Source organism: Pseudomonas sp. H1_G08, from assembly GCF_054681355.1.
This window is the reverse complement of the sequence record NZ_CP162822.1, coordinates 5,264,400-5,283,334: the sequence shown is the minus strand read 5'-3', so window position 1 is coordinate 5,283,334 and position 18,935 is coordinate 5,264,400. Positions and strand designations below refer to the sequence as shown.

Here is an 18,935-nt window from a genome sequence, read left to right as displayed (position 1 = left end):
AACCTCCGTGTATCAAAGAATGACCGAGTGTAGTTGGCGGTGACCGCGCTTCGCTACCTTCACCGACATGGACTACGTCGTCAGGTGTAAAAATCGACGCCCAGGCATGGAAAAAACCGCCAGCCATTACGGAGACACCTGACAGACACGCCGCGTCAAATCTGGATAATGGCCAAGTGATAGCCATACAGCGAACCGCTCGGTACATTTTGTTGGGCAAAATGTAACCAACATTTGCTACACACCCGTCGCACCGGGATAATGCGCGCCACCCGGCGCCCTGCGCCAAGCCAAGCCTGCTGCGGCGCTGGCGACTCAACGCGTCAACGAAAGCCCGCAGGGGCGGGATGAATGTCCGTGATCAACTTCAACATCGCCCAATGGCGCGCGTGGGCCCCGGGGCTCGACAGCGTGGACGCCTGGCAGGCCTGGAGCCGACAACCGGTCGTGCTGCAGAGCAGTGATGCCGCGCCCGATGTGTCGTTTCTGCCGGCCATGCAGCGCCGCCGCCTCAGCCGCCTGGCGCGGATGGCCTTCAGCGTTGGCTGGCCGCTGGCCGACGGGCGGGACAATCTGCCGCTGGTGTTCGTCTCGCGGCACGGCGAAACCCCCCGCACGTTTGAAATCCTCCGCGATCTGGCCACCGAGCAGCCCTTGTCGCCGACCCAATTCAGCCTGTCGGTGCATAACGCGATCATCGGTTTGTGGTCGATCATGCGCGGTGAAACCAGCGAAATGACCGCCCTCGCCGCTGCTGGCGACGGCCTCGAACACGGCATGCTCGAAGCGGCGGCATTGCTTGATGAAGGCGCCCCGGCGGTGCTGCTGGTGATCACCGAAGAGCAGCCGCCCGAGGCGTATTCGCAGTGGGTCGATGATGTGCCGTTCCCTTATGCGCTGGGCTTGTTGCTCACGCCCGGTACCGACTGGCGGCTGACCCTGAACAGCAGCACCGAAACCCGGTCAAAGGCGCACTGGCCGCACGCGCTCAACCTGCTGCGAACCCTGCTCGGCCAGCAACCTGACTGCCAACATGCGTGGAAAAATCGTGTATGGACCTGGCATCGCAACCCGTGACCGCCAAACACCGCGACGCCTACTACTGGCGCCTGCTGGCCACTGCTGCGAGCTTCGCCTTGTTCGGGCTCGGCGGGCTGTGTCTGCGCCTGCTGGTATTTCCGCTGCTCGGCTGCCTGCCCGGTGACGCGCTGGTCCATCGCCTGCGCGCGCGGCGTACGGTCAGTCGCTTGTTCTGGTTTTTCGTGCGTTTCATGGCCCGCACCGGCGTGCTCACTTACGACATTGAGGGTGCCGAGCGCCTCGGTCGCCCGGGGCAGATGATCATCGCCAACCACCCGTCGCTGATCGATGTGGTGTTTCTAATCGGTCTGGTGCGCCACGCCAATTGCGTGGTGAAAAAAACCCTCTGGGAAAACCCGTTCACCCGTGGCCCGCTGCGCCGCACCGAGTACATCAGCAACGACGGCAGCATGGACATGCTCGACGCCGCCGCGCAGTCATTGCAGGACGGCCAGACCCTGATCATTTTCCCCGAAGGCACCCGCACCCAGCCGGGGCAGGCGCCGGCCTTTCATCGGGGGGCGGCGGCAATTGCCCTGCGCGGTGCGAAAATCGTTACCCCGGTGATCATCAAGGTCAGCCCGACCACCCTGACCAAAGCCGAGCCGTGGTATCGCATCCCCCATCGCCGCGTGCACTTCAGTTTTCGCGTGGGGGCCGATATAGACCCACAGACCTTCGCCGCGCAAGGCCCCGCACCGCAGGCCTCGCGCAAGCTCAACGATTATTTGCATGACTATTTCATTAAGGAGCTCGCCGCAGATGAGCGAACTGAACACCGCTAGCCTGGTGCGTGACATCAAACTGCTGATCATCGACGCCTTGGGCCTGGAAGACATCAGCCCCGAGGACATCGGCGACGAGCAGACATTGTTCGGCGAAGGCCTCGGCCTGGACTCCGTGGACGCGCTGGAACTGGGCCTGGCGATCCAGAAAAAATACGGCATCAAGATCGACGCCGATGCCAAGGACACCCGCAACCATTTCACCAACGTGGCCAGCCTTGCGGCATTCGTCACGGCAAAACAGGCAGCTTGAGACCGGACCATGCAAACTCGTGACGATATTTTCAACACCCTGCGCGATGCCCTGGTCGAGCTGTTCGAGCTGGATCCGGCCCGTGTGAACCTGGAGTCCAATCTGTATCAGGATCTGGAAATCGACAGCATCGATGCGGTCGACCTGATCGATCACATCAAACGCCAGACCGGCAAGAAAATCGCCGCCGAAGAGTTCAAATCGGTGCGCACCGTCGGTGACGTGGTCGAGGCGGTGTTCCGTCTGGTTCAACCGGCCGCATGAGCCGACTGATCGGCCTGGGCCTGCTGCTGGCCGGTCTGCTGTACCCCTTTGCGGTGTATTTCGGCATGGAGCATTTCGCCCCGTGGCAATTTGCGCTGCTGTTGGGCAGCCTGTGGCTGGCGCGGGCCCTGACCGGCGAACGCAAGCCTGGCAGCCTGTGGATGGCGTGCGTGGCGATGGTGTTCTGCCTGCTGCTGGCGGTGTTCGACAGCCCGCAGCTGCTGCGCTGGTACCCGGTGCTGATCAGTGCATTCATGCTGGTGCTGTTCGGCGCAAGCCTGAAATTCGGCCCGCCGATGGTCGAGCGTCTGGCGCGCTTGCGTGAGCCGGAGCTGCCGCAGGTTGCCGTTCGCTACACACGCAAGGTGACGCTGGCCTGGAGCGTGTTTTTCTTCTGCAACGGTTTGTGCGCCGCCCTCCTCACCCTGTGGGCGCCGCTGGATTGGTGGATGTTGTACACCGGCCTGATCTCCTACGGATTGATCGGCCTGATGTTTGCCATTGAATGGCTGATACGACAACGGGTAAGAGGCCGTACATGAATTGGATAAAACTTGAGCAGCTGTTGCTCAAGGCACTGCCGGCACGGGCGATCTGCCAGGCGCCGGCACTCGATCACACGCAACTGCGAGCGCAGGCCCTGAGCGTCGCCGCGGGTCTGCAAAGCCAAGGCGTGAAAAGGCTGGCCGTGCATCTGGAAGATGCCGCCGACCTCGCCATCGCCCTGCTCGGCGCGTGGCGTGCCGGCGTCAGCGTGTTGCTGCCGGCGGATCTGCAAGCGCAGACGCGTCAGCGCTGGTCGCAGGAAGTCGATCTATGGCTGACCGATCAATCAGGCGATGCACAGCTGGACGACTTCACTCAGCCCGAACTGCCCGGTGCACAACTGGATCTCGATCAATGCCGCCTGAGCCTGTGCACTTCCGGCTCTAGCGGCGAGCCCAAGCGCATCGACAAGACCCTGCGCCAATTGGCCAACGAGGTCGAAGCGCTGGAACAGTTGTGGGGCGCAGACCTCGGTGAAGCCTGCATCATCGGCAGTGTCGCCACGCAACACATCTATGGCCTGCTGTTTCGCGTGTTGTGGCCATTGTGCGCCGGGCGCCCGTTCGTGCGCCGGCAACTGGCGTTCTCCGAAGACTTGCAGCGCGCCAGCCGCGAATACCCGGCCTTCGCCTGGGTCGCCAGCCCGGCGCTGCTCAAGCGCATGGGCGACAACCTCGACTGGCCGGCCCTGAGCGCGGTGCGCCGGGTGTTTTCCTCCGGGGGCGCGTTGCCGTCGGAAGCGGCGCAAAGTCTGCAACAGCGCTTGCAGCAATGGCCGACGGAAATCCTCGGCAGCTCGGAAACTGGCGGCATCGCCTGGCGTCAGGGCGAGTCGTTGTGGCGGCCGTTTGCTGGCGTCGAACTGAGCCAGGACAGCGACGGCGCCCTGCTTATTTCTTCGCCTTATCTGCCTGCCGGCCACGTCGAACACAGCGCCGACGCCGCACGCATTGCCACCGATGGTCGCTTCGAACTGCTGGGGAGACTGGACCGCATCGTCAAACTGGAAGAAAAACGCATCTCGTTGCCGATGCTCGAGCAGGCCTTGGCAGCCCATGACTGGGTCGCCGAAGCGCGCCTCGGTGTGGTCCAGGAAAACCGCGCCTCGCTCGGTGCGCTGCTGGTGCTCAGCGAATCGGGCCTGTTCGCCCTGCGCGAGCACGGTCGCCGCGACCTGACCGAAACCCTGCGCAAACATCTGAGCCAACATTGCGAAGCCCTCGCCCTGCCCCGACGCTGGCGCCTGCTGCGGCAGATGCCATTGAACAGCCAGGGCAAACTGGCGCAAGCCGACGTCGAAGCATTGCTGCTGGCCGCGCGACCCAAAGCCCCCGAAGTGCTGGAGCAAAGCGAAAGCGACGGCGAGTGGAGCCTGCAACTCAGCGTGCCGCCGGATCTGGCCTACTTCAGCGGGCATTTTCCCAAGGCACCGGTGTTGCCCGGTGTGGTGCAGGTGGAATGGGCGCTGAATCTGGGTCGGCAGTTGCTGAAGCTGAATGGCGGGTTCGCGGGAATGGAGGTGCTGAAGTTTCAGCAACTGGTGCGCCCGGGTGATGAAATCCAGCTGCATCTGCGTTTCGATGCCGAGCGCGGCAAGTTGTATTTCGCTTATCGCAACGACACGGCGACCTGTTCCAGCGGACGCATTCTCCTGGGGCCTGCCCATGCATAACCCCTGCGCCGTAATCCCGGTATACAACCACGAAACCGCGATCACCACCGTGGTCGATGCCCTGCTCGCACAAGGTCTGCCGTGCATTCTGGTGGACGATGCCAGCGAGCCGTCCTGCGCGCGGGTGCTCGACACCCTGGCCGAGCGCGACAGGGTTTTTCTGGTGCGCCTGACGGCCAATCAGGGCAAGGGCGGCGCGGTGATGACCGGTCTGCGTGAAGCCTCGCGTCTGGGTTACAGCCATGCCTTGCAGGTCGATGCCGACGGCCAGCACGATTTGCACGACGTCGCGCGCTTCGTCGGCGAATCCCGCGGCCATCCCGAGGCGATGATCTGCGGCTATCCGCTGTTCGACGAGAGCGTGCCGAAAGGGCGTTTGTACGCTCGCTACCTGACGCACGTGATGGTCTGGATCAACACCCTGTCGTTGCAGATTCGCGATTCGATGTGCGGCTTCCGTGTTTATCCGCTGGCGCCGACTCTGGCCGTGATCGACTCGGCCAAAGTCGGCAAACGCATGGATTTCGACTCGGACATTCTTGTGCGGCTGGCCTGGCGCAATCAGCCGATGCGCTGGCTGCAGACCAGCGTGCATTACCCGCTGGACGGCGTGTCGCACTTCCGCCTGTTCCACGACAACGCGCTGATTTCCAGCATGCACACGCGGCTGTTCTTCGGCATGTTGCTGCGTTGGCCGGTGATCCTCTGGCGGCGGTGGAAACCATGAGCGAAGAAGTCGACAAGAAGCACTGGGCCGACCGCGAAGAGCGCGGAAGTTTCCTGCTGATGAAATTCACCGCGTTCGCCGCCAAAGTCCTCGGCCGGCGCCTGCTCAGCCCGTTGCTGTACGGCATCGTCCTGTATTTTTTCCTCTTCGGCCGCGTCGCCCGGCGCAGTGCCTGGCAGTACCAGCAGCGGCTGGCTGAGTGGAGCCGGCGCGACGACCTGCGCCCGAGCCACTGGCGGGTGTTTGGCCAGTTCATGACCTTTGCCGATTCGCTGCTCGACAAGCTCGACGTGTGGAACGGCAAGCTGAGCATCGAGCAGATCGAAATCATCGACCCGGCGCTGCTGCGCAAGCAGTTGCGCGGCAGTCGCGGGCAACTGCTGGTCGGCGCGCATCTGGGCAATCTCGAAGTGTGCCGGGCGCTGGCGGAGATCGGCGAAAAGGTCACCATGAACGTGCTGGTGCACACCAAGCACGCCGAGCAATTCAATCGCCTGCTCGGCGAGGCCGGGGCGACCAATCTGCGCCTGATTCAGGTCAGCGAACTCGACCCGGTGATCATGCTGCAACTGCACGAACGGCTGGAACGCGGCGAGTGGCTGGCGATTGCCGGTGACCGCGTGCCGCTGCACGGCGGGCGCAGCGTGACGGTGGACTTTCTCGGCCATCCGGCGCCATTTCCGCAAGGCCCGTGGTTGCTGGCCGGCCTGCTCAAGTGCCCGGTCAACCTGCTGATGTGTCTCAAGCAACCCGACGGCCACTATCGCCTGACCCTTGAACCGTTCGCCGAGGCGGTGGTGTGGACACGCCGCGAGCGCGAGCAGGTCATTCATCAGTGGGCCACTCGCTACGCGCAGCGCCTGAGTCACTATTGCCTCGAAGCCCCGCAGCAATGGTTCAACTTTTACCCTTTCTGGAAGACCGATGACGACGCCAACCCATGAGCCGGTAACCTTCGGCGAACGCCCTTTGCGCATCGAAGACGTGCTGGCCCTGGCCAACCGTCAGGCGCCCGTGCAGTTACAGGCTGACGCCGACTATCGCGAGCGCATCGCCAAAGGCGCGCGGTTTCTCGATTCGCTGCTGGACAAGGAAGGCGTGATCTACGGCGTCACCACCGGTTACGGCGATTCCTGCGTGGTCGCGGTGCCGCTGCATCACGTCGAGGCGCTGCCGCGTCATCTCTACACTTTTCATGGTTGCGGCCTGGGCAAACTGCTCGACGCGCAGGCCACTCGCGCGGTGCTGGCAGCGCGTTTGCAGTCGTTGTGTCACGGCGTTTCCGGGGTGCGCGTCGAACTGCTCGAGCGTCTGCATGCGTTTCTCGAATACGACATCCTGCCACTGATTCCCGAAGAAGGCTCGGTGGGTGCCAGCGGCGATCTGACGCCGTTGTCCTATGTCGCCGCAACCCTGTCCGGCGAGCGTGAAGTGATGTTCCGTGGCGAACGTCGTCAGGCTGCCGACGTGCATCGCGAGCTCGGCTGGACACCGCTGGTGCTGCGCCCGAAAGAGGCGCTGGCGCTGATGAACGGCACAGCGGTGATGACCGGCCTCGCCTGCCTGGCTTTCGCTCGCGCCGATTACCTGCTGCAACTGGCCACGCGCATCACCGCGCTCAACGTCGTCGCGCTGCAAGGCAACCCGGAGCACTTCGACGAACGCCTGTTCGCCGCCAAGCCGCATCCGGGACAGATGCAGGTCGCCGCGTGGCTGCGCAAGGATCTGGCGATCGACGCGCCGACCGCGCCACTGCATCGTCTGCAGGATCGTTACTCGCTGCGTTGCGCGCCGCATGTGCTCGGCGTGTTGGCCGACAGCCTGAACTGGCTGCGCGGCTTCATCGAAACCGAGCTGAACAGCGCCAACGACAACCCGATCATCGATGCCGAAGCCGAGCGCGTTCTGCATGGCGGGCACTTCTACGGCGGGCACATTGCGTTCGCTATGGACAGCCTGAAAAACCTCGTGGCCAACGTCGCCGATCTGCTCGATCGGCAATTGGCGTTGCTGGTCGACGAGCGCTACAACCACGGCTTGCCAAGCAACCTCTCCGGCGCGCCAGCCGATCGGGCCATGATCAATCACGGCTTCAAAGCCGTGCAGATCGGCACCAGCGCCTGGACCGCCGAAGCACTGAAAAACACCATGCCGGCCAGCGTGTTCTCGCGCTCCACCGAGTGCCACAACCAGGACAAGGTGAGCATGGGCACCATCGCCGCCCGTGATGCGATTCGCGTGCTGGAGCTGACCGAACAGGTCGCCGCCGCCACGCTGCTCGCCGCCAATCAGGGCGTGTGGCTGCGCGCTCAAGCCGCCGATGCGCGCCCGCTGCCGCCGGCACTGGCAGCGATGCACGAAGAGCTGGGCAAGGACTTCCCGCCGGTCATCGAAGACCGCGCCCTGGAAGGCGAACTGCGCCTGTGCCTGCAACGCATCGCCGCGCAACACTGGAGGCTGCATGCGTAGTGCCGGAGTGCTTCACGCCGATACCGAGATTCTCGTGCCGTTTTTCGACGTCGACACCATGCACGTGGTCTGGCACGGCCATTACGTCAAATACCTCGAAGTGGCGCGCTGCGCGTTGCTGGACAAGATCGGCCACAACTACACGCACATGGTCGAGTCGGGTTACGCCTGGCCGATTATCGACCTGCAATTGCGCTACGTGCGCAGCGCGGTGTTCGGCCAACGGCTGAACGTGCGCGCCAGCCTGATCGAGTGGGAAAACCGTCTGAAGATCAATTACCTGATCACCGACCTGCAGACCGGCGAACGCCTGACCCGCGCAAGCTCCGTGCAGGTCGCCGTCGAAGTCAGCAGCCGCGAGATGCAACTGGCCTCACCCAAAGTCTTCACCGATGCCGTGGAAAGGATGCTGCGATGAATGTGTTGTTCAAAAGCCTCGGTGCGTTGACGCTGCTGGCCGTGTCGTCATGGGCCAATGCCTTCGACCTGCAACAACTCAGTGAACAACTGGCGAAACCGGATGTTATCCACGGCCAGTTCACTCAGGAAAAACACCTGCGCGCCCTGCCGCAGCCGCTGATCAGCAAGGGCAGCTTCGTCCTCGCGAAAAATCATGGCCTGCTGTGGCTGTTGAAAACCCCGCTGCAACAGGATTACCGCATCACCGCCAACGGCATCGCCCGTCGTGACGCCAACGGCTGGCAACTGCTGCCGAACAAGAGCGCCGGCGCCGAGCAGAACCGGCTGTTTCTCGCCGTACTGCAAGGTGACAGCAGCGGTTTGCAGCGCGATTTCGAACTGGCCCTGAGCGGCACGGCGCAGCAGTGGCAACTGACCCTGACGCCGCGTTCGATGCTGCTCAAGCAAGTGTTCCAGCAGATCAATATCGATGGCGGCGCCCTTGTGCAAACCATCGAGCTGCTGGAAACCCAAGGCGACAGCACCCTGCTGCGCATGCAGGACAGCACGGCCGAGCAACCCTTGAGCGAAGCGGAGCAACATGACTTTGCCGAGTGAACGCAAGCTGCCCTGGCTGTTTCTGAGCCTGCTGCTGGCCGTTGTCGTGCTGGCTGCCTGGCAGTGGCGCGACGGTGCGCCGCTGTCGGCCAATCTCATGGAGCTGGTACCCGGGACCAATCCAGACGCGCTGGAGTTGCGCGCCGAACAGCGCATGCAAGAACCGCTCAATCGCGAAATGCTGGTGCTGGTCGGCCACGCCGATCGCCAGCAAGCGCTGACCATGGCCCAACAACTGGGCGAACAATGGCAGGCCAGCGGTCTGTTCGAAACCGTGCAGTGGAACCTGCAAGCCGACTTGCCGGCGCTGCGCAAGCAATTGCTGCAAGGACGCCTTGCGATGCTCTCGGCGGATGATCGGCAGCTACTCAGCAAGCACCCCGACGCGTTCATCCAGCAGCGAGTACAGGCGCTGTTCGATCCGTTCAACGGCTTTACTCTGGTGCCGAGCCAGGACGATTGGCTGGGCCTGACCGGACGCATCCAGAACAGCCAGCCGAAACATGGCGCAGTGCAACTGGACATTGGCAGCGGCGCACTGGTCGCCGATGCCGACGGCAAGAGCTGGGTGATGTTGCGTGCGCGCACCACCGGCAATGCCTTCGATATGAACCTGCCGCTGCAAGTTGCGGATCTGCTCCAGCACAGCCGCGAACAGGCGGCGAAAGGCGACGTGCAGTTGCTCGCCGCCAGTGGCCTGCTCTACGCCGCCAACGGCCAGCAACAAGCCACCCGCGAAATGACCTGGGTCGGCGGTGGTGCGACGGTCGGCATTCTGCTGTTGCTGCTGTTGGCGTTTCGCCGCTGGGGCGTGCTGCTGGCATTTGTTCCGGTGCTGGTCGGCATGCTGTTCGGCGCGGTGGCCTGCGTGGCGCTGTTCGGCCACATGCATGTGATGACGCTGGTGCTCGGTTCGAGTCTGATCGGCGTCGCCGTCGATTACCCGCTGCACTATCTGTCCAAGAGCTGGAGCCTCAAGCCGTGGCGCAGTTGGCCGGCCCTGCGCCTGACGTTGCCGGGGCTGACCCTGAGCCTGATCACCAGCGTTATCGGTTATCTGGCCTTGGCCTGGACTCCGTTCCCGGCATTGACGCAGATCGCGGTGTTCTCTGCGGCCGGTTTGCTCGGCGCCTATCTGTCGGCGGTCTGCCTGCTGCCGGCGCTGCTGAAAAATGTCGAACTGCGCCCGGCGCAATGGCCGCTGCGTCTGGCCGAGCGCCTGATTCATCTGCGTGAGGCGTTGCTCGGTTGCATACGCACGCCCGCGCTGCTGGCCCTGCTGATCGCCTTCTGCGTCGGCGGACTGATGCAGTTGCAGAGCAAAAACGACATTCGCCAATGGGTTGGCGCGCCGCAGCATCTGACCGACGAAGCGCAGACCATCGCGCGCATCACCGGTTTTCAACCGACCAGCCAGTTCTTCCTGATCCGCGCTGCCAATCAGGAGCAATTGCTTGAGCGCCAGGCAGCGCTGAGCGAACGGCTGCAGCAACTGGTCAACCTCGACAAACTGCAAGGCTATCTGGCCCTTGATCAACTGGTCAGCGCGCCGAGCCAGCAACAGCAAGTGCGCGAATCACTGAACAGGCTGCCGTCGGTCTGGCAACCGCTGCTCGATCTCGGCGTGCCGGTGGCTGCGTTGCAAAATGAATTGCAGCAGTTGCAGACCCTGCCCGCCGAAGACATCGACGCCGCGCTGGCCGGCCCGCTCGGCGAGCCGTATCGCACGCTATGGCTTGGCCCGACTGAAGACGGCGTTGCGGCAATCACCAGCCTGCAGGGCTTGAACAATCCGTCGTTGTTGCGCGTGCAAGCACTCGATTTGCCGGGGGTGGTGCTGGTCGATCGCCTCGGTGATCTGAACAAGGTGTTCGCCGCCACGCAGATCAGCGCTGCCGAGCTGAAACTGGCCTCCTGCGTGTTGATCGTGCTGGTGCTGATGCTGCCGTTCGGCCTGACCGGCGCCCTGCGTATCGTCGCCCTGCCGCTGCTGGCGGCGCTGTGCAGTCTGGCCAGCCTTGGCTGGCTCGGTCAGCCACTGACCCTGTTCAGCCTGTTCGGCCTGTTGCTGGTGACGGCGATCAGTGTCGACTATGCAATCCTCATGCGCGAACAGGTCGGCGGCGCGGCGGTGAGCCTGCTCGGCACCTTGCTCGCAGCAGTGACGACGTGGCTGTCGTTCGGGCTGCTAGCGGTGTCCAGCACCCCGGCGGTGAGCAATTTCGGCCTGTCGGTGAGCCTCGGCCTGGCGTTCAGCTTCATGCTCGCGCCGTGGGCCGGGCGCCATGAACCGGTTGCGGAGCCAGCGGCATGATGGTCTTCGGCTTCTGGTTGCTGGCCTTGGCGCTGTTTGCGCTGGCGACTCGTGTCGGCCGTCACTTCGGCCTGATTCCGATCGTCAGTCAGTTGCTGCTGGCGAGCTTCGGTTTGCCGTTGCTGATGTATTTCTGGATCGAGCCGGGCTGGCAGCTCAGCGGCGCACAACTGATCGCCCCGGACTGGCTGAAAGATCTCTACAGCCTGAGCTTCGCCTTGCTGCTCGGGCACATCCTCAGCGATGTCATCGATCTGCGTCTGGATCGCCAGAGCGTAAAAATCGCTGTGCCGAGTTTCGCTGTGCCGTTCGCTTGCGGGCTGGCGGTTGCGTACTGGTTGCTGCCGTCGCAGCCGTGGTTCAACGCATTGGCCATCGGACTGGTCTTCGCGATTACCGCGATCCCGGTGTTGTACCTGTATCTGCGTCATATCGATTACCCGCCCGCTGCCACGCGGCGGCTGGTGCAAACCGCGATCCTTATCGATCTGACCTGCTGGACGCTGTTCGGCCTCGCCCAGGGCAGCCTGCACCTGAGCAGCCTGTTGCTGCCTGTGGCCATGGCCGGCGTGCCGCTGCTTTTGCACCTGCTGCGCGTGCGTCGCCCGCTGACTTACAGCCTCGGCTTCTTCGCGTTGCTGGTCATGGCCGAGCATTACAAACTCAACGCGCTGATTTTCGGCATCGGCTATCTGCTGTGCATGGCGCTGCTGAAAGTGCCGTTGGTGCTGCCGTTGCCGGCGCGCTGGATGAGCCGTTTGCAGACATGGATCGCGATCCCGCTGATCCTCACGTTCGGCATCGTTCAGATCGACGTGCACAGCGCCCTCGCCAGCCTCGACGCCGGGCAATGGGCGGCGCTGCTGCTGTTGCCGATTGCCAGTAAACTGCTCGGCAACTGGCTCGGCCTCGGTTGGGCGGGCGCCTCGTTCGCTGGCGCCAGCCGCTGGCGCGAAAGCGTGCTGCTGAACATTCGCGGCCTGAGCGAAATCGTCTTTCTCAACCTGCTATTGCAACAACAACTCATCACCCCCGCGCTGTATTTCGCGCTGATGCTGATGGGTCTGATCGCGACGCTGCTGCCGGCCCTTATCGGCCTGCATCGCGCGCCCCTGAATCTGAACAGTCCCTTGCCCCGGAGCTCACGTGCCAATCGTTGAAATGGAATCCCGTCAGGTCGTGATCATCGGTGCCGGCCCGTCCGGTGCTATCGCCGCAGCCCTGCTCAAGCGCAAGGGCCACGATGTGCTGGTGCTCGAGCGCCAGCACTTCCCACGCTTCTCCATTGGCGAAAGCCTGCTCAGCCACTGCCTGGATTTCGTCGAAGAAGCCGGCATGCTCGACGCCGTCAACGCCGCCGGGTTCCAGCGCAAGACCGGCGCGGCGTTTGCCTGGGGCGAGCGCTACAGCGCCTTCGATTTTGGCGACACCTTCACCGCCGGCAAGCCGACCACGTTCCAGGTGCAGCGCGCCGATTTCGACAAGTTGCTGGCCGATCAAGCGGCATTGCAAGGTGCGGAAATCCGTTATGGCGATGCGATTGTCAGCGTCGATTTCGATCAGGCGAAACCACAACTCGATGTGCGCCGCGAAGATGGCAGCGAGTATCGCGTCGAAGCCAATTTCGTCCTGGACGCCAGCGGCTACGGCCGCGTGCTATCGCGCTTGCTCGACCTCGAAGCACCTTCGAATTTCCCGGTGCGTCAGGCCGTGTTCACCCATGTCGAAGATCACATCGACAATCCGGCGTTCGACCGCGAAAAGATCCTCGTCACCACCCATCCCGAGCATCGCGATGTGTGGTTCTGGACCATCCCGTTCAGCAACGGCCGCTGCTCGGTGGGCGTGGTCGCGGCTGAGGAACATTTCCAGGGCCGCGACAGCGACCTCGATGCCTGCCTGCGCAGTTTTATCGCCGAGACGCCAAGCCTCGCCGGGGTTCTGAACAACGCGGTCTGGGACACCCCGGCGCGCACCCTCGGCGGCTATGCGGCCAACGTGAAAACCCTGCACGGCCCGGGCTTTGCGCTGCTGGGCAACGCCGCAGAATTCCTCGACCCGGTGTTCTCCTCCGGCGTGACCATCGCCATGCGTTCGGCGAGCATGGCTGCCGGCGTGCTGCACCGCCAGTTGCAGGGTGAAGCGGTCGACTGGCAAAGCGAATTTGCCGAACCGTTGAAACGCGGCGTCGATACCTTCCGTTGCTACGTCGAAGGCTGGTACGCCGGCACCTTCCAGGACGTGATTTTCTATGAGGACAGCCAAGCGGAAATTCGCCGGATGATCTGCTCGATCCTCGCCGGTTACGCCTGGGACGAGCGCAACCCGTTCGTCAGTGAAGCGCGGCGCCGGCTGAAGATGATTTCCCAACTCTGCGCGCAGGACGCCTCATGAATTACTTGAGCGACAGTTACGTCGAGGAAACCCGCTTCGGTCTCTGGTTCTTGCGCAGCCACACCTGGCAGCACCATGTGCTGCGCGTGGCGATCAACGATTTGCGTGGATTATTCAGTGAGCCGCTGCCGGAACACCCGGTGCTGCTCGACGCCGGTTGCGGTCAGGGCAAGTCCTTCGGCCACCTGCGTCAGACCTTCGCCCCGCAGCGACTGATCGGCGTCGACGCCGACCCGCACAGTTTGCAACTCAGCGCCGAAGAGGCCACCCGCCTGGGCATGCCAGTCGAGTTGATCGGCAGCGATTGCGCCACGCTCAACGTCGCCGATGCCAGCGTCGACCTGCTGTTCTGCCACCAGACCTTCCATCATCTGGTCGAGCAGGAAAAGGCCTTGGCCGAGTTCTATCGCGTGCTCAAGCCAGGCGGCTATCTGCTGTTCGCCGAATCCACCGAGGCTTACATTGATACCTGGGTGATTCGCTGGCTGTTCCGCCATCCGATGCATGTGCAGAAGAGCGCCGCCGGCTACCTGCAGATGATCCGCGAGCAGGGCTTCGAGTTTGCCGAGCGCAATGTGTCCTACCCGTATCTGTGGTGGAGCCGGTCGAAGGATTTTGGTTTGCTGGAGCGGTTGGGGTTGAGCAAACCCAAGCCATTCGGTGAGCGCGAAGAGACGCTGGTGAATGTCGTCGCGCGCAAGCCATTGCAGGAATCTGTCTGATGTACGGCTATCGATCTGAACACCTGAAACCCTGTGGGAGCGAGCCTGCTCGCGAAAGCGGTGTATCAGTCAGCCAAAGTGGCGAATGTCAGATTGCATTCGCGAGCAGGCTCGCTCCCACAGGGTTTGCTGCATGGCTGGTGATCGTTTTGTCAGCCCTGCTGCTCAGTGCCTGCGCCAGCCAGCCACCGCTACCAGCGGCCAACCCGACGCTGCCTCTGCCGCTGCAACTGCACATTGAGCGCGAGCAAGCCGGGCAGCGTCAGGACTGGCTGCTGGTGATCCAGCGCGAAGGCGCCGGCACGCGTTGGTCGATGATGGATCCGCTGGGCATTCCCCAGGCCCGCCAGCAACTGATCGACGGGCACTGGCAGGCCGACGGTCTGCTGCCGCCGAACCCGGAAGCGCGGGAGTTGTTCGCCGCACTGCTGTTCGCCTTGACGCCTCCTGCCGAGCTGCTGCGCAACTATCCCGACGCCCGCCAACAGGCCGATCAGCGTTCACTGCCGGCGCGCTGGAACGTCCGCTATTCACAACCGTTGAGCTTCCAATTGAATCTGCCCCAACGCCCGCACTATCGCGTTTCCCAGTTAGGTGAATCGACGCCATGACCGCTTACCTGAATGCCCTCGGCGTGATCTGCGCCCTGGGCCGCGACAAGTCTGAAGTCGCGCGCAATCTGTTTGCCGGCGACTGTTCGGGGATGCGCCGCGAGTCCGGCTGGGTCGCCGAACGTGAACTGCCTGTGGCTGGCGTACACGGTGAATTGGCGGCGATCCCTACGGACCTGGTCGAGCACAGCAGTCGCAACAATCAGCTGCTGCTGGAAGCCGCGCTGCAGATTCGAGACGACATCGATCGTGCGATCCAGACCTTCGGCCGCGAGCGCATAGGCGTGGTGCTAGGCACCAGCACCTCGGGCATCGACGAGGCCAGCCGGGGTCTGGCGCATTACATCCGCGAACAGCAATTTCCCCGCGAGTACGACTATCGCCAACAGGAACTCGGCGCCCCGGCGAATTTTCTCGCCGAATGGCTGCAACTGAGCGGCCCGGCCTACGTGATTTCCACCGCCTGTACCTCCAGCGCCCGCGCGCTGATGAGCGCTCAGCGCCTGCTCGATCTGGGCCTGTGCGACGCGGTACTGTGCGGCGGCGTCGACAGTCTGTGCAAGCTCACGCTGAACGGTTTCTCATCGCTGGAAGCCGTTTCAGATGAGCGCTGCAATCCGTTTTCCGCCAACCGCAACGGCATCAATATCGGCGAAGCAGCGGTGCTGTTCGTGATGAGCAAACAGCGCGGCGAAGGCCCGGGCATCGCCCTGCTGGGTGCGGGCGCCAGCTCGGATGCGCACCATATCTCCGCGCCGGAGCCGAGCGGTCGCGGCGCCCTGCAAGCCATGCAAAAAGCCCTTGGTCGCGCTCATCTGCAAGCCGCGCAAATCAACTACCTGAACCTGCACGGCACCGCCACCCAGCACAACGACGCGATGGAAAGTCTGGCGGTCGCGGCGCTGTTTCCCCAAGGCGTCGCCTGCTCGTCAACCAAGCCGCTGACCGGCCACACCCTCGGCGCGGCTGGCGCGCTGGAAGCGGCGTTCTGCTGGCTGAGCCTGAGTGCCGACAACCCTGAGCAGGCGTTACCGCCGCATATCTGGGACGGCCAGGCCGATCCCGCGCTGCCGCCGCTCAAGTGGGTGACCGCGAGCGAACCCCTGACGTCCATTGCACCGCGCTACCTGATGAGCAACTCGTTTGCCTTCGGCGGCAACAACGTCAGCCTGATTATCGGAGACGCCCCATGAGCCACTGGCCGCTCGCCGAACTGCTGCCGCATGCCGGCGACATGATTCTGATCGACGCCATCGAGCGTTTCGATGACGAGCAGATTTTCACTCGCCTCACGGTCAAGCCCGACGGCCTGTTCAACCTGCCCGACGGCAGCCTGCCGGCGTGGGTCGGCGTTGAGCTGATGGCGCAGAGCGTCGCCGCTTTCGCCGGTTGCCACGCCCGGCAAAAAGGCAATCCGCCGGAGCTGGGCTTTCTCCTCGGTACGCGCAAATTCGAGTGCAACGTCGAAGCCTTTGCGGCCGGCAGCGAGCTGACCATCCACGGCCTGCGCTCACTGGAAGACGACAACGGCATGGGCGTATTCGAATGCCATATCCACGGCGACGGCATACATGCCAGCGCCCGGCTGAACGTGTTCCGTCCGCCGCATGCCAACCAATATCTGCAACAGACAAAGGAGTCGCACGATGACTGAATCCGTACTGGTCACCGGCTCCAGCCGTGGCATCGGCCGCGCCATTGCCTTGCGTCTGGCGCAAGCCGGGCACGACATCGTCCTGCATTGCCGCAGCGGCATGACCGAAGCCCAAGCGGTGCAGGCCGAAATCGAAGCATTGGGTCGCCGCGCACGCATCCTGCAATTCGACGTCGCCGACCGTGAAACCTGCAAAAGCATTCTCGAGGCCGACGTCGAAAACCATGGCGCCTATTACGGCGTGGTGCTCAACGCCGGGCTGACCCGCGACGGCGCGTTTCCGGCGCTGAGCGATGACGATTGGGACGTGGTCCTGCGCACCAACCTCGACGGTTTCTACAACGTTCTGCACCCGGTGATGATGCCGATGATCCGTCGTCGCGCCGCCGGGCGCATCGTCTGCATCACCTCGGTATCGGGCCTGATCGGCAACCGTGGCCAAGTCAATTACAGCGCCTCGAAGGCCGGGGTGATCGGTGCGGCAAAGGCGTTGGCGATCGAGCTGGGCAAGCGCAAAATTACGGTTAACTGCGTCGCCCCTGGCCTGATCGACACGGCCATGCTCGACGAAAACGTGCCGGTGGAGGAACTGATGAAAATGATCCCCGCGCAACGCATGGGCACCCCGGAAGAAGTGGCCTCTGCGGTAAATTTCCTGATGTCGGCGGAAGCCTCGTACATCACCCGTCAGGTGCTGGCGGTCAACGGAGGCCTGTGCTGATGAAGCGCGTCGTCGTCACCGGCATGGCCGGCATCACCTCGCTGGGCAGCGACTGGCCGACCATCGCCGGCAATTTCGCGGCCAATCGCAGCGGCATTCGCCGCATGGACGAGTGGGATCGCTTCACTGAGCTCAACACGCGTCTGGCCGGACCTATCGATGATTTCCTCGTACCGTCGCACTGGACCCGCAAGCAGTTGCGCAGCATGGGCCGGGTTTCGCGACTGGCGGTCGGCGCAGCAGAAAAGGCTCTGGCCGATGCTGGCCTGCTCGGTGACGAATCGATCAAGGACGGGCGCATGGGCGTCGCTTGTGGTTCATCTACCGGTAGCACTGACGAGATCAAAGCCTTCGGCAACATGCTGCTCAACTCGGTGGCCGAGGGGCTCAACGCCAACTCCTATGTGCGGATGATGCCGCACACCACCGCTGCCAATATCAGCATTTTCTTCGGCCTCACCGGCCGCCTGATCCCCACCTCCAGCGCCTGCACCAGCGGCAGCCAGGGCATCGGCTACGCCTACGAGGCAATCAAGTTCGGCCGCCTGCCATTGATGCTCGCCGGCGGCGCCGAAGAGCTGTGCCCGACTGAAGCCATGGTGTTCGACGCGCTCTACGCCACCAGCCTGAAAAATGATGCACCACAGACCAGCCCACGCCCGTACGACAAGGGCCGCGACGGTCTGGTGATCGGCGAAGGCGGCGGCATGCTGGTGCTTGAAGAGCTGGGACACGCCCTCGCCCGTGGCGCGCACATTCACGCGGAAATCGTCGGTTTCGGCAGCAACGCCGACGGCCAGCACACGACCCGCCCGGAACAGGTCACCATGCGCCGCGCCATGGAGCTGGCCCTGGAAGATGCCGGCCTCCGCCCCGACGCCATCGGCTATGTGAATGGCCACGGCACCGCGACCGAGCAGGGCGACATCGCCGAAACCCTGGCCACCAGCAGCCTGTTCGGCGAACACATGCCGATCAGCTCGCAGAAGAGTTTTCTCGGCCACACCCTCGGTGCCTGCGGTGCGCTGGAGTCATGGTTCAGCATCGAGATGCTCAACAGCGACCGCTATGTGCACACCTTCAACCTCGACGAGGTCGACCCGCACTGCGGCAAGCTCGATTACCTGCGCGGCGAGTTTCGTCAGATGCACCACGATTACGTGATGAACAACAACTTCGCTTTCGGTGGCGTCAACACTTCGTTGATCTTCCGCCGCTGGGCATAACCGAATCAATCCAGGTCAAGGAGACCTACATGCACTTCAAGAAATTCGCCGCCGTTACCCTGCTGCTCTGCGCCCTGCCAGCGGTCAGCCAGGCCCGCGACACGGCGGTCTACCTGCCATTCGACAAAGCCGTCGCCGAAGCCACCCGCTCCGGCAAGATCGATGGCAGCGTGAAATTCTATCTGGCCGGCAACACCCCGGCCGGCAAAGTCACCGTCGTCAGCCCCGACGCCGTGACCAACAAGAAAACCAACGCCTTCAACAAATCCGATGAAGTCGCCTGCGAGTGGGTCGCCCAATCGGCAATCATCAGCCTGCACCAGGCCGCGAAAAACGCCGGCGCCAACGCCGTGACCAACATCGTCAGCTTCTACAAGCGCAACGAGCGCAAGGACGCGCAAACCTACGAATGCCACGCCGGCGCGATCATGGCGGGCGTTGCGTTGAAGGGTGATCTGGCGAAGGTTCAGTAAGCGCCAG

The 18,935-nt window shown here is 63.3% G+C and carries 21 protein-coding genes; all 21 read left to right on the top strand.

Going from position 1 to position 18,935, the window contains the following annotated elements; translation table 11 throughout:
- Positions 1–351: 351 nt before the first annotated feature.
- Genes AB4N85_RS23995 through AB4N85_RS23895 form a run of 21 tightly spaced genes read left to right on the top strand, consistent with a single transcriptional unit; the run spans position 352 to position 18,928 of the window.
- A complete protein-coding gene (locus AB4N85_RS23995) occupies positions 352–1,077 on the top strand; it encodes a beta-ketoacyl synthase chain length factor (protein ID WP_041477598.1) in 726 nt (241 codons plus the stop codon).
- Entirely contained in the window at positions 1,053–1,865 is an 813-nt protein-coding gene (locus tag AB4N85_RS23990) for a lysophospholipid acyltransferase family protein (protein ID WP_041477597.1), read from the top strand. The genes AB4N85_RS23995 and AB4N85_RS23990 overlap by 25 nt, the downstream gene beginning before the upstream one ends.
- Positions 1,843–2,118, top strand: a complete 276-nt coding sequence (locus AB4N85_RS23985) for a phosphopantetheine-binding protein (protein ID WP_039756723.1) — start codon at positions 1,843–1,845, stop codon at positions 2,116–2,118. Before AB4N85_RS23990 ends, AB4N85_RS23985 begins: the two co-directional genes overlap by 23 nt.
- Before the next feature lie 9 nt (positions 2,119–2,127).
- The gene (locus AB4N85_RS23980) at positions 2,128–2,382 is read left to right on the top strand and encodes an acyl carrier protein (RefSeq protein WP_056787400.1); all 255 of its coding nucleotides are present in this window, start codon (positions 2,128–2,130) and stop codon (positions 2,380–2,382) included.
- Positions 2,379–2,924, top strand: coding sequence for a COG4648 family protein (locus tag AB4N85_RS23975; RefSeq protein WP_460066146.1), 546 nt, complete (start codon positions 2,379–2,381; stop codon positions 2,922–2,924). Before AB4N85_RS23980 ends, AB4N85_RS23975 begins: the two co-directional genes overlap by 4 nt.
- Positions 2,921–4,600 (top strand): acyl-CoA synthetase family protein, encoded by a 1,680-nt coding sequence (locus AB4N85_RS23970; protein WP_252887200.1) that lies wholly within the window; start codon positions 2,921–2,923, stop codon positions 4,598–4,600. Before AB4N85_RS23975 ends, AB4N85_RS23970 begins: the two co-directional genes overlap by 4 nt.
- Complete coding sequence (locus tag AB4N85_RS23965; RefSeq protein WP_056787395.1) at positions 4,593–5,327, top strand: glycosyltransferase family 2 protein; 735 nt, start codon at positions 4,593–4,595, stop codon at positions 5,325–5,327. The genes AB4N85_RS23970 and AB4N85_RS23965 overlap by 8 nt, the downstream gene beginning before the upstream one ends.
- Positions 5,324–6,271, top strand: coding sequence for an LpxL/LpxP family acyltransferase (locus tag AB4N85_RS23960; protein ID WP_252868665.1), 948 nt, complete (start codon positions 5,324–5,326; stop codon positions 6,269–6,271). The genes AB4N85_RS23965 and AB4N85_RS23960 overlap by 4 nt, the downstream gene beginning before the upstream one ends.
- Entirely contained in the window at positions 6,252–7,796 is a 1,545-nt protein-coding gene (locus AB4N85_RS23955; RefSeq protein ID WP_137215151.1) for an HAL/PAL/TAL family ammonia-lyase, read from the top strand. Before AB4N85_RS23960 ends, AB4N85_RS23955 begins: the two co-directional genes overlap by 20 nt.
- Complete coding sequence (locus AB4N85_RS23950) at positions 7,789–8,214, top strand: acyl-CoA thioesterase (RefSeq protein ID WP_130911762.1); 426 nt, start codon at positions 7,789–7,791, stop codon at positions 8,212–8,214. The genes AB4N85_RS23955 and AB4N85_RS23950 overlap by 8 nt, the downstream gene beginning before the upstream one ends.
- Entirely contained in the window at positions 8,211–8,813 is a 603-nt protein-coding gene (locus AB4N85_RS23945) for an outer membrane lipoprotein carrier protein LolA (protein ID WP_217851089.1), read from the top strand. The genes AB4N85_RS23950 and AB4N85_RS23945 overlap by 4 nt, the downstream gene beginning before the upstream one ends.
- Complete coding sequence (locus tag AB4N85_RS23940) at positions 8,797–11,127, top strand: MMPL family transporter (RefSeq protein ID WP_056787380.1); 2,331 nt, start codon at positions 8,797–8,799, stop codon at positions 11,125–11,127. The genes AB4N85_RS23945 and AB4N85_RS23940 overlap by 17 nt, the downstream gene beginning before the upstream one ends.
- On the top strand, positions 11,124–12,287 hold the full coding sequence (locus AB4N85_RS23935) for a cation:proton antiporter (RefSeq protein WP_056787377.1): 1,164 nt from the start codon (positions 11,124–11,126) through the stop codon (positions 12,285–12,287). The genes AB4N85_RS23940 and AB4N85_RS23935 overlap by 4 nt, the downstream gene beginning before the upstream one ends.
- A complete protein-coding gene (locus AB4N85_RS23930; RefSeq protein ID WP_353188805.1) occupies positions 12,274–13,521 on the top strand; it encodes an NAD(P)/FAD-dependent oxidoreductase in 1,248 nt (415 codons plus the stop codon). Before AB4N85_RS23935 ends, AB4N85_RS23930 begins: the two co-directional genes overlap by 14 nt.
- Positions 13,518–14,243, top strand: a complete 726-nt coding sequence (locus AB4N85_RS23925) for a class I SAM-dependent methyltransferase (protein ID WP_125925750.1) — start codon at positions 13,518–13,520, stop codon at positions 14,241–14,243. Before AB4N85_RS23930 ends, AB4N85_RS23925 begins: the two co-directional genes overlap by 4 nt.
- The gene (locus AB4N85_RS23920; protein WP_460066139.1) at positions 14,243–14,854 is read left to right on the top strand and encodes a hypothetical protein; all 612 of its coding nucleotides are present in this window, start codon (positions 14,243–14,245) and stop codon (positions 14,852–14,854) included. The genes AB4N85_RS23925 and AB4N85_RS23920 overlap by 1 nt, the downstream gene beginning before the upstream one ends.
- A complete protein-coding gene (locus AB4N85_RS23915) occupies positions 14,851–16,047 on the top strand; it encodes a beta-ketoacyl-[acyl-carrier-protein] synthase family protein (protein ID WP_460066137.1) in 1,197 nt (398 codons plus the stop codon). Before AB4N85_RS23920 ends, AB4N85_RS23915 begins: the two co-directional genes overlap by 4 nt.
- A complete protein-coding gene (locus tag AB4N85_RS23910; RefSeq protein WP_460066134.1) occupies positions 16,044–16,508 on the top strand; it encodes a hotdog family protein in 465 nt (154 codons plus the stop codon). The genes AB4N85_RS23915 and AB4N85_RS23910 overlap by 4 nt, the downstream gene beginning before the upstream one ends.
- Positions 16,501–17,229 (top strand): 3-oxoacyl-ACP reductase FabG, encoded by a 729-nt coding sequence (gene fabG, locus AB4N85_RS23905; RefSeq protein WP_041477582.1) that lies wholly within the window; start codon positions 16,501–16,503, stop codon positions 17,227–17,229. The genes AB4N85_RS23910 and fabG overlap by 8 nt, the downstream gene beginning before the upstream one ends.
- On the top strand, positions 17,229–18,455 hold the full coding sequence (locus tag AB4N85_RS23900) for a beta-ketoacyl-ACP synthase (RefSeq protein ID WP_252868660.1): 1,227 nt from the start codon (positions 17,229–17,231) through the stop codon (positions 18,453–18,455). Before fabG ends, AB4N85_RS23900 begins: the two co-directional genes overlap by 1 nt.
- A gap of 29 nt (positions 18,456–18,484) precedes the next feature.
- Positions 18,485–18,928, top strand: a complete 444-nt coding sequence (locus tag AB4N85_RS23895; RefSeq protein ID WP_041477580.1) for a hypothetical protein — start codon at positions 18,485–18,487, stop codon at positions 18,926–18,928.
- The last annotated feature ends 7 nt before the right edge of the window (positions 18,929–18,935 follow it).

Coding starts and splice junctions, on each gene's coding strand:
- AB4N85_RS23900 (WP_252868660.1), top strand. CDS start 17,229: ATGAAGCGCGTCGTCGTCACCGGCATGGCCGGCATCACCTCGCTGGGC.
- AB4N85_RS23915 (WP_460066137.1), top strand. CDS start 14,851: ATGACCGCTTACCTGAATGCCCTCGGCGTGATCTGCGCCCTGGGCCGC.
- fabG (WP_041477582.1), top strand. CDS start 16,501: ATGACTGAATCCGTACTGGTCACCGGCTCCAGCCGTGGCATCGGCCGC.
- AB4N85_RS23955 (WP_137215151.1), top strand. CDS start 6,252: ATGACGACGCCAACCCATGAGCCGGTAACCTTCGGCGAACGCCCTTTG.
- AB4N85_RS23980 (WP_056787400.1), top strand. CDS start 2,128: ATGCAAACTCGTGACGATATTTTCAACACCCTGCGCGATGCCCTGGTC.
- AB4N85_RS23895 (WP_041477580.1), top strand. CDS start 18,485: ATGCACTTCAAGAAATTCGCCGCCGTTACCCTGCTGCTCTGCGCCCTG.
- AB4N85_RS23920 (WP_460066139.1), top strand. CDS start 14,243: ATGTACGGCTATCGATCTGAACACCTGAAACCCTGTGGGAGCGAGCCT.
- AB4N85_RS23950 (WP_130911762.1), top strand. CDS start 7,789: ATGCGTAGTGCCGGAGTGCTTCACGCCGATACCGAGATTCTCGTGCCG.
- AB4N85_RS23945 (WP_217851089.1), top strand. CDS start 8,211: ATGAATGTGTTGTTCAAAAGCCTCGGTGCGTTGACGCTGCTGGCCGTG.
- AB4N85_RS23975 (WP_460066146.1), top strand. CDS start 2,379: ATGAGCCGACTGATCGGCCTGGGCCTGCTGCTGGCCGGTCTGCTGTAC.
- AB4N85_RS23910 (WP_460066134.1), top strand. CDS start 16,044: ATGAGCCACTGGCCGCTCGCCGAACTGCTGCCGCATGCCGGCGACATG.
- AB4N85_RS23925 (WP_125925750.1), top strand. CDS start 13,518: ATGAATTACTTGAGCGACAGTTACGTCGAGGAAACCCGCTTCGGTCTC.
- AB4N85_RS23985 (WP_039756723.1), top strand. CDS start 1,843: ATGAGCGAACTGAACACCGCTAGCCTGGTGCGTGACATCAAACTGCTG.
- AB4N85_RS23935 (WP_056787377.1), top strand. CDS start 11,124: ATGATGGTCTTCGGCTTCTGGTTGCTGGCCTTGGCGCTGTTTGCGCTG.
- AB4N85_RS23940 (WP_056787380.1), top strand. CDS start 8,797: ATGACTTTGCCGAGTGAACGCAAGCTGCCCTGGCTGTTTCTGAGCCTG.
- AB4N85_RS23965 (WP_056787395.1), top strand. CDS start 4,593: ATGCATAACCCCTGCGCCGTAATCCCGGTATACAACCACGAAACCGCG.
- AB4N85_RS23970 (WP_252887200.1), top strand. CDS start 2,921: ATGAATTGGATAAAACTTGAGCAGCTGTTGCTCAAGGCACTGCCGGCA.
- AB4N85_RS23990 (WP_041477597.1), top strand. CDS start 1,053: ATGGACCTGGCATCGCAACCCGTGACCGCCAAACACCGCGACGCCTAC.
- AB4N85_RS23995 (WP_041477598.1), top strand. CDS start 352: ATGTCCGTGATCAACTTCAACATCGCCCAATGGCGCGCGTGGGCCCCG.
- AB4N85_RS23960 (WP_252868665.1), top strand. CDS start 5,324: ATGAGCGAAGAAGTCGACAAGAAGCACTGGGCCGACCGCGAAGAGCGC.